The following is a 15,962-nucleotide window of genomic DNA, read 5'->3' on the forward strand; positions in this document are numbered from 1 at the left end:
TCAGTCCAGGTCGACCTGGACGGTGTAGGTGAGGATCTTCCGCTCGCCCGGCGCCAGCCGGACGGCCCAGACCTCGTCGCCGCGGTCGCTGTGGTGGCGCATCGATTCCCGCACGACCCTGAAGCCGGGGCCGTAGGTCCGCGCCTCGCGGATCTCGACGACGACCGGCACGCTCTTGTCGTTGGCGATGGCCGTCTCGACCTCGACGCGCCGATTGCCGCCGACCCGCCAGTCGCGCAGGTTCGTGGACCGGACGCTGATGTCCATCGCGCCGCCCAGCTCGATCTCGACCGGCAGGCCGACGGCGATGTCCTTCATCCGCTTCTCGCCGGCGAGGATCAGACCGCCGCGCGGGCCGGGCTCCATCACCGACACGGCGCCGCCCGGCAACGGCTTGCCGAGCCCGCGGGCCAGGGTGTTGGTCAGCCGCAGCACCGCCTGCGGCGCGTAGGTTCCGCCGTCCTCGTGGCCGTCCTGAACGTCGAACACATAGACCCGCTCGAACGGCACGGCCGACTGTTCGAGCATCAGCACCTGCTTGGTCTGGTGCGCGGCGACGGTGGTCGGGTCGGGCAGGGTGTAGAGCTTGTAGTCGCCCAGCTCCGTCTGCACGGCGATGCGCGAGCCGGTGACGACGATCTCGTCCATCGGCGCCCGGGCCATCATCGCCGGCGGAGGTGGCGGCGGTGGCGGCGGCGGCGGGAGCCCCGACACCATGCCTCGCATGTCGCGCTCGGCATTGTAGATCGGCAGCGGCCAGCAGCGGGCCGCGAGATTGACCCGCTCGATGAAGGTAGGCTCGGTGTCGTCCTCGCGCTGCAGCGTGCCGGCGACCACCTCGGTCGGGGCGTTGGCGAAGCTGGTGGCGCTGCTGTTGGCCAGGGTGATCCAGCCGGTCAGGTCCAGCGTCCTGCCGTCCGGGCGGATGCGGGCGACGTAGTCGGCCGACCAGTTCAGACCGACCGCCAGATAGGACAGCCGCACCTTGTAGCGGCCCGCCGCCGGCGACCGGACGAGCACCGACAGGGTCGGGCGGTCGCTCAGACCGGCCGGGATCTCATCGAACACCAGCCGCTCGGGCAGGCCGCTGCAGCGCAGGGCCTCCAGCCGTCCGCCGAAGTCGAGCATCACCCCGTCGGGGCCGGAGCGGACCACCGCCGTCTCCTCGGTCGTGACCCCCGTGCCGGGGTTGGTGCGCACAAGCCGCACGGTCTTGCCGATCGACCTGGCGATCAGCGACCCGGGGCTCAGCAGGTCGTAGTCCTGGTTCCGCTCAAGCATCACCCCGGGCAGGCCTTCGATGGCCGCCGTCTGGGGCACGATGCCCTCGGCCACGCCGCGGAAGCTGACCCGGCTGGTTCCGGCGGGGATGTCGACCAAGCGGGTCTCGGTGATCAGCGCCAGACCGTCCAGATCCTCGCCGCGGGTGTCGAAGTCGGCCGTGTTGACCGGCCCGTCGCGATAGATGGTCACCGCCACCGTATCCGGTCGTTCGGACACGGGCTGGCCGTGGCCGGGGCCTGCCAGTCCCAGCGCCAGCGTCAGCGCCGCAGCCCATGTCCGGACGGGGAGGGGCATGGCCCTACCAGCCGGTCTCGACGGTGAAGGTCAGGGTGGTCTCGCCGTTGGCCGGCACGACCACGTCCCAGGCCAGGGTCGAGGCGTTCAGGCGCTTGCTCGGCGCGCTCTCGGTGACGACCTTGCCGTCGCGCCACAGGCCCGGCTGAACGACCTGCACGGTGGCCGGTTCGCTGCGGGCGTTGCGCACGAGGTAGCTCATCGAATACCGCGACCGCCAGGTGGAGACCTTCTCCATCCTGACCAGTGTCGGCTGGACCGTGACGTCGAACGCCTCGCCGGTCTTGACCGACAGTTCCGAGCCGCGCGGCGTGTGGTCGATGTGGTTCTCGCCGATGAACTTGGGATCGCCGTTGGCGTCGCGCACGTAGACGCGGATGATCCCGCCCGGCAGCTGGGCGCCGAGCCCGCCGCCGCTGGAATTGGCGAACTGCAGCACCACGTCGGCGCTTTGCGGCTCGTCCAGGCTCTGGAAGCCGCCGGCGCGGTACTGGTATTTCTTGACCGCCGCCACGCCCGCCACGTCGAGGAAGCCGACCTGCTTGGTCTGGTTCTGGGCGACGGTGGTGCGTTCGGCCAGCGGGTAGAGGTAGTAGTCGGCCACGCCGCCCTGGACGCCGCCCTCTACGCCGGCCTGGCGCTGGCCGCGGGCCTGGCGGGCCCACTGCTGCTGCTGCCAGTACTCCTGCTCGCTGCGGACCAGGTTGATGTTGCCGGCGACCAGCTGCACGTCGGCGTTCTCGAAGGCCGCGCCGGAGGTGTTGGTCAGGGTGATCCAGCCCTGCAGGTCCAGCTTGCCGGCCTTCTCGTCGAACAGGGCGACATAGTCGGCTTTCCAGCTGAGGCCGGTGGTCAGGTAGCTGAGGCGCGTCACGCGCGGGCCGGCGCTCGCCGCGTCTACGCTCACCGACAGGGTCGGCCTGGCGCGCAGGTTCGGCGGCACGCGGTCGAAGATCACCCGGGTGGGGATGCCGTCGTCGCGCAGCACCTCGATGCGGTCGCCGATCTGCAGCACCACGCCGTTGTTGACCGCCAGCACCGTGGCCGTCTCGGTCGTCTGGGCGCCGGTGGCGGGATTGGTGCGCACGATGCGGATCTGCTGGCCGACCGCCTTCTCCATCAGGGTGTCGGGCGAGAGCAGGTCGTAGTCGAAGTTCTGCTCGACGATGCCGATGCCCGCGCCGGACAGGGCGACCGTCTCGGGCCGGATCTGCGGCGAGACGTCCTTGAACTCGATGGTCTGGCGGCCGGCGGTCAGGGTCTCGGTCCGGGTGTCCTCCACCAGGGCCAGGTTGGAGTTGTAGACGGTGATCGAGAGCTTGCGCTCCTGCGCCGCCGCCGTCCCCGCGATCGCCAGCGCCGCCGCGCCCGCCAACAGCCAGTACCGCATGACGTCTCTCCCGGTGGTGTTTGACGCGGAGCGTGTCATGCGATGGGGGAGGCGTCGATACGGTTTCTGCCGGCCTCACTCCGTCGCGCCATAACGGCTTGCGGGCCCATCACGCCGGATTGATCGCTTCCGTGACCGCCGTTCTCCGGTTTCTGTTGCGGTGCAGCATCGACGGGCGTAGACCGCCGCTCCGCCCAATTGCGGGCGGAGAAAGAAGGTCCATCGTGGCCATTTTCACCGGCCTGGTCGTGCTGATCGGGCTCCTCGCCATCCTCTCCATTCGTATCAACCAGGAATACCAGCGGGCCGTGGTCTACCGGCTCGGGCGGCTGACCGGCGCGCGCGGGCCGGGGCTGTTCTTCCTCATTCCGCTGGTCGAGCGGGCCGTGGTCGTCGACCTGCGCACCGTCACCTTCTCGCTCGAAACCCAGGAGACCGTGACCAAGGACGGCGTCGCCGTGCGGGTCAACGCGGTGCTCTGGTACAAGATCGCCGACCCCAGCCTGGCGGTGAACGCCGTGCTCCAGCGCGATCACGCCGTGCGCCAGGCCGCCGAGACGGCGTTGCGCGACAGCATCGGCCAGCACCTGCTCGACGACCTCCTGCGCAACCGCATGGACGTCAACGCCAAGCTGGTGGAGCTCGTCCGCCGGGCCGCCGTGAAGTGGGGCGTCGAGGTCGAGGCCGCCGAGATGCGCGATCTCGACATCCCCGAGCAGATGCAGCGCGCCATCGCCCGCGAGGCCGAGGCGTCGCGCGAGGCCAAGGCGCGGCTGATCAAGGCCGAGGGCGAGGAGGCGGCGGCGCTGAGCCTGCTCAACGCCGCCAATGTCATCGCCGGCTCGCCGGCGGCGCTGGAAATCCGCCGTCTGCAGACGCTCACGGAGATCGGCGTCGAGCACAACTCGACGATCGTCGTGGCCATGCCGGTCGAGTTGCTGACCGCGGCGAGCGCGCTGGGGCGGAAGTAGAACGGTGCGGGTGCTCCCCTTTGGGGGAGCTGGCAGGCCGAAGGCCTGACTGAGGGGGTTACCCGCGACCTCAGCGGACCCCCTTCACCACGCTTCGCGTGGTCCCCCTCCCCCGATGGGGGAGGATCTAACGTCCGTCGACCCAGTTGCCGTGGAAGCCGAGCGGCACGCGGCGGGGGACGTTGGCCCGCGCGATCGGGCCCCTGTCCATCGCCTGGGCGTCGAACACCACGAAGTCGCTGCGGCCCTCGGCGGCGAGGTACTGCACCGCCAGGATCCAGCCGTCGCCCTCGGGCGCATCGGCCGAGCGCGGCACGAACACCGGCTCGGACACCGCGTCGCCGGCGCCGCTGACCCAGTCGGTCCGCTTGCGGGTGGTCAGGTCGATGTGGCTCAGGCCGTTGGTGCGGATGTCGCCGGGCTTGGCCGTCTGGGTCGAATACCAGCCGTGGCGGTTGGCCTTGAAGGTGAACCGCTCGTCGTAGCGCGGGAACTCACCGGCCAGGTCGTCCAGCTGCTCCTCCCTGATGACGTCGGAGGCGTCGCCCAGGTCGAAGGTCCAGCGCACCAGATAGGCGCCGGCCTGCTGGCCGCGGCTGCCGTCGGCCAGCGGGAACAGCGGGGCGACGGCGTACTTCATCACGTCGGCGACGATCTTTCCGTCCTCGTCCCAGGCGTTCATCACGTGGAACACGTAGCAGGCGTCGGTCTGGAACCAGCGGATGCTGTCGACCGCCGCGTCACGCGCCATGACGCCGACCAGGGCCGGCTTCTCCGGCTCCCAGGCGAACGGCGGCAGGCCCTTCATCGCCCGGTCCAGGCTGCCCGTCAGCGGCAGCACGGGGAACAGCACGTGCCCGGCCGTTACCGCGAAGTCGTGGATCATCGAGCAGTAGGGGGCCTCGAAGGTGTCGCGGCGCTTGAGCGTCCCGTCGGCGCCCATGACGCCGTAGCTGACGTTGGGCGAGAAGGGCATCGGCGCGTCGGCGTAGCCGAAGAACAGCAGGTCCTTCGTCACCGGGTCTTCCTTGGGGTGGGCCGTGACCTTGCCGCCGAAGGCCTGGTAGCCGCGCGGCTCGAGCGAGTCGGGGTCCAGCCCGAACGGCTGGTGGCCTTCCTCAAGCGCCAGCAGGCGGCCCCCGTGCCAGACGATGTTGGTGTTGGCCACGCCGGAGTCGACCTTGCCGAACACCTCGGGGTCGGTGGTCATCGGATTGCCGAAGGTGCCGAACAGCGACTTGCCGGCCTTGTTCTCGGCCTCCCACTTGGGGGTACGAACGTAGCGGTTGCGGTAGTGGACCTTGCCGTCCGCGACCCAGAAGCCGTGCACCATGCCGTCGCCGGCGAACCAGTGGTGGTTCGGATCGCGGGGCTCGAACTGCGGGTTGGGACCGATGCGGTAGAGGGCGCCTCGCAGGCTGGCGGGGATTTCGCCCTCGACGGTCAGCTCGAAGTCGTCTTCCGACCGCAGCGGGGCGAAGGCGCCCGTCAGATACGGATTTGCACGCACATCGCGGTCCATGTCGGCCTCCCTGGGTTCTATTGTTATTTACGTCGTAAATTTATGTGGCCGATCTCCGGGCTTGGCAAGTGCTGTTTCGCAGGGCCCGATACCCGTCATGGCGGGGAGGACGGCGTGACGACGGACCTGGGGATTATCGAGGGCTATTACGGGCGGCCGTGGTCCTGGGCGGAGCGGCGCGAGCAGGTCTCGTTCCTCGCCCCGCACGGCTATCGCTTCTACATGTACGCGCCGAAGGCCGACGCCTTCCTGCGCAAGCGCTGGCGCGAAGATCACCCGGCGGCCGAGACGGCGGCCCTGGCCGACTTCGCCGCCCATTGCCGGGCGTGGGGCGTGCGGTTCGGGGTGGGGCTGAGCCCCTACGAGCTCTATCGCGACTTCGGCGACGCGGCGCGCGCCGACCTCGCGCGGAAGCTGGCCTGGCTGGACCAGATCGGCGTCGACGACCTCGGCATCCTGTTCGACGACATGCGCGGCGACCTGCCGGATCTTGCGAAGTCCCAGGCGGAGATCCTGCACTGGATCGCGGCGCGCACCGGGGCGAGCCGGGTCATCGCCTGCCCGACCTACTACACCGACGATCCGGTGCTCGACCGGTTCTTCGGCGCGCGGCCGGACCGCTATCTGGAAGACCTCGGCGCGGCGCTCGACCCGGCCATCGGCCTGTTCTGGACCGGCGAGGAGGTGTGTTCGGCGGAATACAGTCCGGGGCATCTGGCGCGGGTCGAAGGGCGGCTGCGGCGCAAGCCGGTCCTGTGGGACAACTACCCGGTCAACGACGGCCCGCGCATGTCGAATTTCCTGCATCTGCGGGCCATGACCGGCCGGCCGGCGGCGATCGGCGCGCACCTCGCCGGCCATGCGGTCAATCCGGCCCTGCAGCCGGTGCTGTCCCGCATTCCGCTGCTCAGCCTGGCGGACAGCTATCGTCTGGGCGAGGCCTATGAATACGGCGCGGCCACGGCGCGGGCCGCCGCCGCCGTGCTCGGCGACGGGCTGGGCGCCATGATCCACGGCCGCCTGCTGGTGCTGCAGCAGACCGGCCTCGACAGGATGGAGCCGGATACGGTCGCCTCGCTGCGCGCCCGGTTCGCCGCCTTCGACCATCCCGGCGCGCGGGAGATTGTCGACTTCCTGGACGGCGGCTACCGCATCACCCGCGAGATGATGGCGGAAGAGGGCACCGGCTGACCAAGGCTGGAGGGGACTGGCCAACCTGTCCCTCGGGACTGCTTGTCCTGTCCCCGTCCGCTGACGGGGACAGGTTATCCAGTCCCGAGGGACAGGATAACCTGTCCCCATCTGCTCCCATCTGCTCCCCGCCGGCTGATCAGGGTGTGCAGATGAAGCCCTGATCGGGCGAGGCCGTGGCGTCGAGCACCTCGATATACGTTTTTGCCACGGCGTCCGGATCGGCGCGGCGCTCGACCTTCATCCAGCCGGCGGCATGCTCGACGAACACCGGCCAGGCCTTCGCGAACCGCGCCTCCAGTCCGCCGGGACCCCAGTCCTGGCGGCGCTTGGTGATCTGGTCGGGGGCGAAGAAGAAGGCCGGCTTCGCGCCGGGCAGGTCCGCAGCGACGGCCGGCTCGGCGTCCCAGTGGGTGCCGCCGACGACGCAGTCGTAGACCAGCTCCTCGCCGAACCGCAGGTGGACGGCCGTACGGACGCCCGCGTTGCCGGCGAAGTCGACATAGACCACCGGCCCCTCGACCGCCGCGCCGCCGAGGCCGGCGTAGGGGATGACCTGGTCGTAGCAGCCGAGGCTTTCAGTGAAGGCCACGTTGCCCGGCGAGGTCAGGCCGACGACCTGCACCGCACCGCGGCGGTGTAGCAGGTGGGCGAGGCCGATGGCCGTCTTGCTGGAGGCGCTCGACAGCACCACCGACTTCGCGCCGAAGAAGCCGTTGTCTTCGAGCATGTCGTCGATGACGAACGAGGTCATGAACAGCGGGAACAGCAGGGCCTGCTGGTCCTCATGCGCCTCGACGCCCTCGACCGCGCGGTACTGGTTGTAGGGCGCTGCCAGGCCGGACCGCCAGGGCGCGGTCTCGAAGAAGCCGCCGGCGGTCTTGCGCGGCGTGGCCGTCATGTGGGTCGACATCGGCACATAGCCGAAGAAGCGCTGTCCGACCGCGAACTCGGGATGGCGGCTTTCGCTGACCACGGCGTAGCCCCAGACCGGCACCCGGCCCCAGCCCTCCGGCGCGGGATAGAACTTCCAGTAGCCCATGCGCTCGCCGAAGACCGCGTAGGTGATGTTGTTGGCCGTCAGGGCGAAGGACTCGACCTTCAGCCGGATGTCGCCGTCGGCCAGGGGCGCGAGCGGCGCGGCGTCCACGCGGGTCTGGTGCAGGTCGGTCTTGCCGACGAGAAAGTCCCAGGCTGGCGCGGTCATGTCCCGTGTCCTTGCGTGTTGTTAGGCGTACACTGTAAATCTGCCTGACCGCCCGAGTCCAACGCTCCATGCCCCGCCTGCTGTCCGACACCGACGTCGCCGATTTCCGCGAGCGCCTGATCGCCGCGGCCGAGCGGCTGTTCGGCGAGCGCGGGCCCGACGGCGTGACGATGCGCCAGCTGGCCGCCGAGCTGGGGGTCAGTCCGATGACCCCCTATCGCTACTTCAAGGACAAGGACGCGATCCTCGCCGCCGTGCGGGCCAGCGGCTTCGCCCGGTTCGCCCAGGCGATGGAGGAGGCGACGGCCGGACTGACCGATCCGCAGCAGCTGTCGGAGGCCACGGGCCGGGCCTATGTGCGGTTCGCGCTCGGCCACCCAGACGCCTACCGGCTGATGTTCGACTTCTCGCAGCCCAACGAGACCGAGTACCCCGAGCTGGTCGCCGCCTCGGCCCGGGCGCGGACGATGATGGCCCGGCATGCGCAGGCGCTGGTGGCGTCCGGCGAGGCGCGCGGCGACCCCATGATGATCGCCCATATCCTGTGGGCTTCGCTGCACGGCGGGCTGGTGCTGCAGATGGCCGGCAAGCTGTCGCCCGACATCGACCCCTCGGCCCTGCGCCGCCAGGCCTTCGAGACGATCCTGCGCGGGCTGAAGCCGGACGCTTGACGGTCGCTGGGGAAGGGTGCCGAAGCTGGGTGCGTCCTTCGACACGCCGCTTCGCGGCTGCTCAGGATGACTGCTTTTGTAGGCTAACCCATCTAGTCATGCTGAGCAGCGGTCGAAGACCGCGTGTCGAAGCACGCACGGAGACCACCATGACCCAGCCCAAACCCTTCACCGTCGACTGGTCCGAGACCGACGTCCGCCGCGTGCTGGATCAGGTGCGGCAGTATCCCTGGCCGCCGGCGCCGGCGGTCGACGACGGCTGGCTGTACGGCTGCGACGCGGCCTTCCTCGAAGAGACCTGCGCCTACTGGGCCGACCACTACGACTGGAAGGCGGCGGTCGCCGAGCTGAACCGCTTTCCGCAGTTCATCGCCCGGGTCGAGGACTTCGACCTGCACTTCGTCCATGTGGTCGGCGAGGCCGGCGGCAAGCGGCCGCTGCTGCTGACCCACGGCTGGCCGGGCAGCCATTACGAATTCTGGGCCTCGATCGACAAGCTGGCCTTTCCGAGCAAACACGGCGGCAAGGCCGAGGACGCGTTCGACGTCGTGGTGCCGAGCCTGCCGGGCTTCGGCTTCTCGTCCAAGCCGCCGCGGCCGATCGGCCAGCGGGCCACGGCGCGGATGTTCAACACCCTGATGACAGAGGTGCTGGGCCACGATCGATATCTCGCCCAGGGCGGCGACTGGGGCGGTCTGGTCACCTCCTGGATCGGCTTCGACCACGGGGCCCATGCGAAGGCGATCCACCTGAACATGATCGGCTTCCGGCCCAAGGGCGGGCCGCAGTCGCCCGAGGAGATCGCCTGGCTGCAGCACAGCCAGATGATGATGCAGATGCTCGGCGCCTATTTCGGCCTGCAGGCGTCCAAGCCGCAGTCGCTGGCCTGGCTCGGCGCTGGCAACCCGGTCGGACAGGCGGCGTGGATCTTCGAGCGGTTCCATGACTGGTCCGACCTGCGGACCAAGCCGCTGATCGGGGCCTACACGCGCGACCAGCTGATCACCAACGTGATGATCTATGTGATGACCGGCAGCTTCACGACCGGCGCCTGGTACTACCGCGGCCTGATGGAGGAGGGCGGCATCGCGGCCATGGAGGGCCAGCGCTGCGAGACCCCGACGGCCTTCGCCAACTTCCCCGGCGAGCCGCTCTACAAGGCCCCGCCGCGCAGCTGGGCCGACCGCGCCTACAACATCACCCGCTGGACCGACATGCCGCGCGGCGGCCACTTCGCCGCGATGGAAGAGCCGGACCTGTTCGTGGCGGACGTGCGGGCGTGGGCGCGGGAAGTCTGAGCGGGGACATGTACCGAAGGTACGTGTCCCCTATCCGAGCGGAACCGAATGGGGGACACGTACCTTCGGTACATGTCCCCGGAACTCAGCCCGGGATGAGCGGCATGGGCTCGGAGTCCACCTTCGGCTTCAGCAGCAGCAGCGCCACCAGGCTCAGCGCGCAGGCGGCGCTGAGGTAGAGCCCCACCGGCGCGAGGCCGCCCTTGTTGGCCAGGTCCTGAGCGATCAGCGGGGTCAGGCCGCCGCCGATGATGCCGCCGACGTTGAAGGCCACGCTGGCCCCGGTATAGCGCACCCGGGCCGGGAACAGGCCGGGCAGCCAGGCACCGAGCGGGCCGTAGACCAGGCCCATCAGCACCATCGCCACCGACAGGAACACCCCGACCAGCAGCAGCGAGCCTGACCCCAGCATCGGCGCGAGGCCGAAGCCGGCCAGCACCGCCAGCACGCAACCGACCATCAGCACCCGGCGCGGGTTGGCCGCGTCGGACCAGTGACCGGCCCAGACGATGCCGCCGGCCATGAACAGGATCGCGACCAGCTGCACGCCGAGGAAGGCCTCGCGGCTGTAGCCGAGCGTCTTGGTGCCGTAGCCGAGCGCGAAGGCGGTCGAGATGTAATAGATGCAGAAGCAGGCCACGACGCCGAAGGTGCCGCCGAGCACCTCGCGCCAGTTGGTCCGCATCACCTCGCCCAGCGGCACCGACGGCGGCGGGGCTTCCTCCAGCGCGGCCTTGAAGGCCGGCGTCTCGGTCAGGCTGAGGCGCACCCACAGGCCGATGGCCACCAGCACGGCGCTGAGCAGGAACGGAATGCGCCAGCCCCAGGCGAGGAACTGGTCGGGCTTGAGCAGCAGGCCGAGGATCAGGAACAGGCCGTTGGCGCACAGGAAGCCGACCGGCGCCCCGAGCTGCGGGAACATGCCGAAGCGGGCCTTCCAGCCGGGCGGGGCGTTCTCGACCGCCAGCAGGGCAGCCCCGCCCCACTCACCGCCGAGGCCGAAGCCCTGGCCGAAGCGCAGGATGCACAGCAGCAGCGGGGCGATCCATCCGGCCAGGGCGTAGCCTGGCAGGAAGGCGATCGCCGTGGTCGAGCCGCCCATCAGCAGCAGAGAGGCGACCAGGGTCGACTTGCGCCCGATGCGGTCGCCGAAGTGGCCGAAGAACACAGCGCCGACCGGCCGGGCGATGAAGGCGATGGCGAAGGTGGCGTAGGAGCTCATCAGCTGCGCCGTCGGCGAGCTGGTCGGGAAGAACAGCGCCGGGAACACCAGCGAGGCGGCCGTGGCGTAGATGTAGAAGTCGTAGAACTCCACCGCCGTGCCGACGAGGCTGGCGGTGAGCACCGTGCGGCTGGAGGGGGCTGTCTTGCCCTGGATGTCGGTCGCCATGTGATCCCCCGGTGTGTTGTCCCTGAATGGCGGGGCGAAGGGCGGCGGGTCAAGCGTGCGTCCTTCGAGACGCGGACCTGAGGGTCCGCTCCTCAGGATGACGTAGAGAGGTGTTCGTCATGGTGAGGAGCGAGGCCTCAGCCGAGCGTCTCGAACCACGCACCCCGCCACAGCTGTGCTATAGCGCCGGCATGACCAATACCCCGCAGACTCCCGCCGAGAAGATGAAGGCCATCCTGGCCGCGAAACAGGGCGGCGCCGCGCGCGCCGGCCAGGGCGCGGGCGCGACTGGCGGCAAGGCCGGCGAGGCGCTGGCCGCCGCGCGATCGTTCTCGCAATCCAAGCCGGCCCCGCGGAAGTAGTCGCCATGGCCCGCTACGACTTCGCCTCCGACAACGTCGCCGGGGCCATGCCCGAGGTGATGGACGCCCTGATGGCCGCCAACACGGGCGTCGCGTCCGGCTACGGGACCGACCACGTCAGCCGCAGGGCCGCCGACCTGATCCGCGCCGCGCTCGACGCCGACGCGGTGGTGCGGTTCGTGGCTTCGGGCACGGCGGCGAACGCCCTGTCCTGCGCGACCCTGGCCCAGCCGCACGAGGCGGTGATGGCCCATGAGCACGCCCACATCCTGACCGACGAGACCGGCGCGCCGGGCTATTTCGGCGCCGGCGTCGGGCTGATCGGCCTGCCGGGCGCCAGCGGCCGCATCGACCCCGCGGCGCTGGCCGAGGCCCTCGCCCAGCCGGAAGTGTCCTATCGCCAGCCGGCGGCGGCCCTGTCGCTGACCAACACCACCGAATACGGCACCGTCTGCTCGGTCGAGAGCTTCAGGGCCCTGATCGATCCGGTGAAGGCGAAGGGCTATGGCGTGCATCTCGACGGCGCGCGACTGGCCAACGCCGTCGCCGCCGGCTTCGACCTGAAGGCCGTCCCGAAGCTCGGCGTCGACATCCTGATCATGGGCGGGACCAAGGCCGGTTCGACGCCGACCGAGGCCATCGTCCTGCTCAACAAGGACCTCGCCCGCCGCTTCGACGCGCGGCTGAAGCACGCGGGCCAGCTGGTGTCCAAGGGCCGGTTCCTCGCCGCGCCGTGGATCGGCCTGCTGGAAACCGGCGCGTGGCAGACCCGCGCCGCCCACGCCAACGCCATGGCGCGGCGGCTGGCGGCGCTGATGCCGTTCCCGATCGTGCATCCTGTCGAGGCCAACGGCGTGTTCGTCGCGATGGACCAGCCGACGCTCGACCGGCTCGCGGCCACCGGCTGGTTCGTCTACCGCTTCATCGACGGGACCGTGCGCTTCATGTGCAGCTGGGCGACCACGCCGGAGATGGTCGACGAGCTGGGCGAGGCGCTGAAGAGCGTCGCGTAGGTCGAATAGGGGGACAGCTTACTCATTTCACGCGCCCGGCGGTGCGGTCCGCGCCGGAAATGAGTAAGCTGTCCCCCTATTCCTGACGGCATCCGCTCTTGCCTCACCCAACGTCCGCCCGTTAGCTCGCGGCCATGAGCGAGCAATCCCATCCCGAGATCCGAGATGCCGTCCGCAAGCTGTGCGCGGGCTTTCCCGGCGAGTACTGGCGCGCGCTGGACCGCGACCGGACCTATCCGACCGAGTTCGTGAAGACGCTGACCGAGGCGGGCTTCCTGTCGGTGCTGATCCCCGAGGAATACGGCGGCTCGGGCCTGGGGCTTTCGGCGGCGACGGCGGTGCTCGAGGAGATCCACCGCTCGGGCTGCAACGGCGGGGCCTGTCACGCCCAGATGTACACCATGGGCACGGTGCTCAAGCACGGCAGTCAGGCGCAGAAGGAAGCCTATCTGCCGAAGATCGCCAGCGGCGAGATCCGCCTGCAGGCCTTCGGCGTGACCGAGCCGACGGCTGGCACCGACACCACCCGCATCTCGACCTTCGCCCGGCGCGAGGGCGACAAGTACATCGTCAACGGCCAGAAGATCTGGATCAGCCGGGCCGAGCACAGCGACCTGATGGTCCTGCTTTGCCGCACCACGGCCCGCGAGGACGCCGCCCGCCCGGCCGACGGCATGAGCGTGCTGCTGGTCGACATGCGCACGGCGGTGGGCAACGGCCTGACCATCCGGCCGATCCGCACCATGCTGAACCACGCCACCACCGAGCTGTTCTTCGACAACCTCGAGGTGCCGGTCGAGAACCTCGTCGGCGAGGAGGGCAAGGGCTTCCGCTACATCCTCGACGGCATGAACGCCGAGCGGATCCTGATCGCCAGCGAATGCATCGGCGACGGGCGGTTCTTCATCGACCGGTCGAGCGCCTACGCCAAGGAGCGCAATGTGTTCGGCCGGGCCATCGGCGAGAACCAGGGCGTGCAGTTCCCGATCGCGCGGAACTACGTGCAGCTGTCCGCGGCGGCGCTGGCGGTGGATCACGCGGCGGCGCTGTTCGACGCCGGCCAGCCCTGCGGCACCGAGGCCAACATGGCCAAGATGCTGGCGTCAGAGGCCAGCTGGGCCGCCGCCGATACCTGCATCCAGACCCACGGCGGCTTCGGCTTCGCCGAGGAGTACGACGTCGAGCGCAAGTTCCGCGAGACGCGGCTCTACCAGGTGGCCCCGATCAGCACGAACCTGATCCTCAGCCACGTGGGCACGCACGTGCTGGGCATGCCCAAGAGCTTCTGAGCCGGCGTCAGGCGCGCATGCGCTGGCGTTCGTAGGCCGCCCCGGTCGATCCGCCGCCGACATTGAAGCGGCCGATCAGGGTCGCCAGGCTGTCGGCCTGACGGGCCAGGGTGTGGCTGGCGGCGGTGGTCTCCTCGACCATGGCCGCGTTCTGCTGCGTCACCTGGTCCATCTCGCTGACTGCCGCGCTGACCTCGACGAGGGCCGTCGACTGCTCGCGGGACGAGCCGGCGATGCCGGCGATCAGGACGTTGACGCTGGCCACCTGGTCGACGATGCGCAGCAGGGCGTCCGCGGTCCGGTTGACCAGCGCCACGCCGGCGTCGACCTGCTGGCTGCTGGCCGAGATGTGGCCCTTGATCTCCTTGGCGGCCTCGGCCGAACGCTGGGCCAGGGCGCGGACTTCCTGTGCGACGACCGCGAAGCCGCGACCGGCGTCGCCGGCCCGGGCCGCCTCGACCCCGGCGTTCAGCGCCAGCAGGTTGGTCTGGAAGGCGATCTCGTCGATCACGCCGATGATCTGGCCGATCTGCCGCGAGGAGGTCTCGATCTCGCTCATGGCGGCGTTGGCGTCGCGCACGATCGCGCCGCTCTGTTCGGCCTCGTTCGAGGCGACCTCGGCGGCCTTGCGCGCCTGCTGCGCCGACTCCGCGGCGCTGTGCACCGTGGCGGACACCTCATGCAGGGCGGCGGCCGTTTCCTCCAGGCTGGCGGCCTGGCGCTCGGTGCGCTGGGCCAGGTCGTCCGAGGCCTGCGAGATCTCGCTGGCGCCCGACTTGATGCCGCCGGCGGCGTCCCGGACGGTCTGGATGGTGGTCTGCAGCTCGCCCATGGCGGCGTTGAAGTCGGTGCGCAGCCGCTCGTAGTCGCCCGGGAAGGGCTCGGCGATGCGGTAGGTCAGGTTGCCCGAAGCCAGGCTGTTCAGGCCCTCGGCAAGCGTGCTCACGACATGATCCTGCTCGGCCTTTTCGGCCAGACGCCGGGCTTCAAGCCGGGCGCGCTCCTGCTCGAGCGCCTGCCGGTCGTCGGCGGCGAGCATTTCGGCCTGGCGGTCGGCGACGGCCTGCCGGAAGGCGAACAGCGCCTTGGTCATGGCGCCGATCTCGTCCTTCCGCTCTGTGTGCTTGAGCTCGAGCGAGAGGTCGCCGGCGGCCAGGCGCGAGAGAGCGCCGGTGACGTCCACCAGCGGCGTGACCAGACCGCGCCGGGCGACGATGATCAGGGCCGCGGAGAAGAGCACGCCGATCAGCAGCATGGCGGACATCACCATCTCGGCCAGCCGGGCGTCGCGTTCGGCGGTCCGGGCGGCCTTTTCACTGGCCGCCTCGATCTTGGTCGAGGCGTCTTCCATGCGGCCTTCGAGGGCCGAGAACTTGGCGAGGAAGGCCGGCATGCGGGCTTCCCCCTCGGCGCGGTCGCGGCCGGCCGCCGCGACCAGGCTGTTGGCCGAGGTGATGTAGTCGTCCAGCGGACCTTCGACCGCCGCCAGCGCCGCCTTGGCGGAAGGATCGGCGGCCAGGCTCCGGCTGTGCGCCACCGCCTCCCGGAAGGCGTCGGTGTGGCTCTTGAGGTCGGCCCGGACGGCGGCCATCGAGGTCCCGCTCGCTGGATCGGCGGCGCGCAGGGCTGACAGCGCATCGGCGCGCAGGGCGTCGTGCATCATGTCCGCGTACATGTGGCTGCGCAGCACCGAGGCCGACCGGGTGGCCTCCCTCAGGTTGCTCGCCAGACTGATGCTGGCGACCAGGCCGGCGCCCGACGCCAGGCTGACCAGGACCAGTACGGACGCCCCGGCGATCATCGCCTTGCCGCTGATAGTGGAAAAGTTCATTTGGCCCGACCGCAATGAGTATTTGAATTCTTACGGTAGGATTTATGTCGTTACTGGTCGCTTAACGACGATGATAAGAATAATCATTACCGAGTTGAGTGACGTTTGTCCCCATTTCGAGTATAATATACGCGTATTGTAACTATTCTGGCATCTTGATATTCCGATGCGGATTGAAGGTCTCGTCTTGATTATATGATGCGCCGCTGTGCTCATTTTGAGGGGCGCAGTAGCGCGGGCTTAGGTCGA

General features: G+C 69.6%; 13 protein-coding genes. 7 read left to right on the plus strand and 6 right to left on the minus strand.

Annotation, left to right across the window (positions count from 1 at the left end; genetic code table 11):
• Together AC1RN0_RS00570 and AC1RN0_RS00575 are read right to left on the minus strand one after the other, a co-directional pair.
• Nucleotides 1–1,578: a DUF4139 domain-containing protein gene (locus AC1RN0_RS00570; RefSeq protein WP_492785477.1), complete on the minus strand. Its 1,578-nt coding sequence runs from the start codon at nucleotides 1,576–1,578 to the stop codon at nucleotides 1–3.
• Nucleotides 1,579–1,582: 4 nt separating this feature from the next.
• The gene (locus AC1RN0_RS00575; RefSeq protein ID WP_492785478.1) at nucleotides 1,583–2,968 is read right to left on the minus strand and encodes a DUF4139 domain-containing protein; all 1,386 of its coding nucleotides are present in this window, start codon (nucleotides 2,966–2,968) and stop codon (nucleotides 1,583–1,585) included.
• A gap of 224 nt (nucleotides 2,969–3,192) precedes the next feature.
• On the opposite strand from AC1RN0_RS00575, the gene AC1RN0_RS00580 reads away from it, so the two are divergent.
• The gene (locus AC1RN0_RS00580; RefSeq protein WP_492785479.1) at nucleotides 3,193–3,939 is read left to right on the plus strand and encodes an SPFH domain-containing protein; all 747 of its coding nucleotides are present in this window, start codon (nucleotides 3,193–3,195) and stop codon (nucleotides 3,937–3,939) included.
• A gap of 127 nt (nucleotides 3,940–4,066) precedes the next feature.
• On the opposite strand, the gene AC1RN0_RS00585 is transcribed toward AC1RN0_RS00580, so the two are convergent.
• Nucleotides 4,067–5,461 (minus strand): carotenoid oxygenase family protein, encoded by a 1,395-nt coding sequence (locus AC1RN0_RS00585; RefSeq protein ID WP_492785480.1) that lies wholly within the window; start codon nucleotides 5,459–5,461, stop codon nucleotides 4,067–4,069.
• 114 nt (nucleotides 5,462–5,575) lie between these two features.
• On the opposite strand from AC1RN0_RS00585, the gene AC1RN0_RS00590 reads away from it, so the two are divergent.
• Complete coding sequence (locus AC1RN0_RS00590; RefSeq protein ID WP_492785481.1) at nucleotides 5,576–6,652, plus strand: beta-N-acetylglucosaminidase domain-containing protein; 1,077 nt, start codon at nucleotides 5,576–5,578, stop codon at nucleotides 6,650–6,652.
• A gap of 139 nt (nucleotides 6,653–6,791) precedes the next feature.
• Here AC1RN0_RS00590 and AC1RN0_RS00595 read toward each other — a convergent pair whose 3' ends face one another.
• Nucleotides 6,792–7,859 (minus strand): DUF2855 family protein, encoded by a 1,068-nt coding sequence (locus AC1RN0_RS00595; RefSeq protein WP_492785482.1) that lies wholly within the window; start codon nucleotides 7,857–7,859, stop codon nucleotides 6,792–6,794.
• A 68-nt stretch (nucleotides 7,860–7,927) separates the two neighbouring features.
• On the opposite strand from AC1RN0_RS00595, the gene AC1RN0_RS00600 reads away from it, so the two are divergent.
• Both AC1RN0_RS00600 and AC1RN0_RS00605 read left to right on the plus strand, forming a co-directional pair.
• Nucleotides 7,928–8,530: a TetR/AcrR family transcriptional regulator gene (locus AC1RN0_RS00600; protein ID WP_492785483.1), complete on the plus strand. Its 603-nt coding sequence runs from the start codon at nucleotides 7,928–7,930 to the stop codon at nucleotides 8,528–8,530.
• Between the two features lie 149 nt (nucleotides 8,531–8,679).
• Nucleotides 8,680–9,828 (plus strand): epoxide hydrolase family protein, encoded by a 1,149-nt coding sequence (locus AC1RN0_RS00605; protein ID WP_492785484.1) that lies wholly within the window; start codon nucleotides 8,680–8,682, stop codon nucleotides 9,826–9,828.
• 85 nt (nucleotides 9,829–9,913) lie between these two features.
• On the opposite strand, the gene AC1RN0_RS00610 is transcribed toward AC1RN0_RS00605, so the two are convergent.
• The gene (locus tag AC1RN0_RS00610; protein WP_492785485.1) at nucleotides 9,914–11,218 is read right to left on the minus strand and encodes an MFS transporter; all 1,305 of its coding nucleotides are present in this window, start codon (nucleotides 11,216–11,218) and stop codon (nucleotides 9,914–9,916) included.
• Nucleotides 11,219–11,409: 191 nt separating this feature from the next.
• On the opposite strand from AC1RN0_RS00610, the gene AC1RN0_RS00615 reads away from it, so the two are divergent.
• From AC1RN0_RS00615 to AC1RN0_RS00625, 3 genes are all read left to right on the plus strand, one after another.
• Nucleotides 11,410–11,580 carry a hypothetical protein gene (locus AC1RN0_RS00615; protein WP_492785486.1) on the plus strand — a complete coding sequence of 57 codons (171 nt, stop codon included), beginning with the start codon at nucleotides 11,410–11,412 and terminating at the stop codon, nucleotides 11,578–11,580.
• Between the two features lie 5 nt (nucleotides 11,581–11,585).
• A complete protein-coding gene (locus tag AC1RN0_RS00620; protein ID WP_492785487.1) occupies nucleotides 11,586–12,593 on the plus strand; it encodes a threonine aldolase family protein in 1,008 nt (335 codons plus the stop codon).
• A gap of 134 nt (nucleotides 12,594–12,727) precedes the next feature.
• Nucleotides 12,728–13,882 (plus strand): acyl-CoA dehydrogenase family protein, encoded by a 1,155-nt coding sequence (locus AC1RN0_RS00625; RefSeq protein ID WP_492785488.1) that lies wholly within the window; start codon nucleotides 12,728–12,730, stop codon nucleotides 13,880–13,882.
• Between the two features lie 7 nt (nucleotides 13,883–13,889).
• Here AC1RN0_RS00625 and AC1RN0_RS00630 read toward each other — a convergent pair whose 3' ends face one another.
• Nucleotides 13,890–15,713 carry a methyl-accepting chemotaxis protein gene (locus tag AC1RN0_RS00630; RefSeq protein WP_492785489.1) on the minus strand — a complete coding sequence of 608 codons (1,824 nt, stop codon included), beginning with the start codon at nucleotides 15,711–15,713 and terminating at the stop codon, nucleotides 13,890–13,892.
• Nucleotides 15,714–15,962: the final 249 nt, after the last annotated feature.

The sequence above is a fragment of the Caulobacter sp. GW821-FHT12F03 genome (assembly GCF_058806855.1).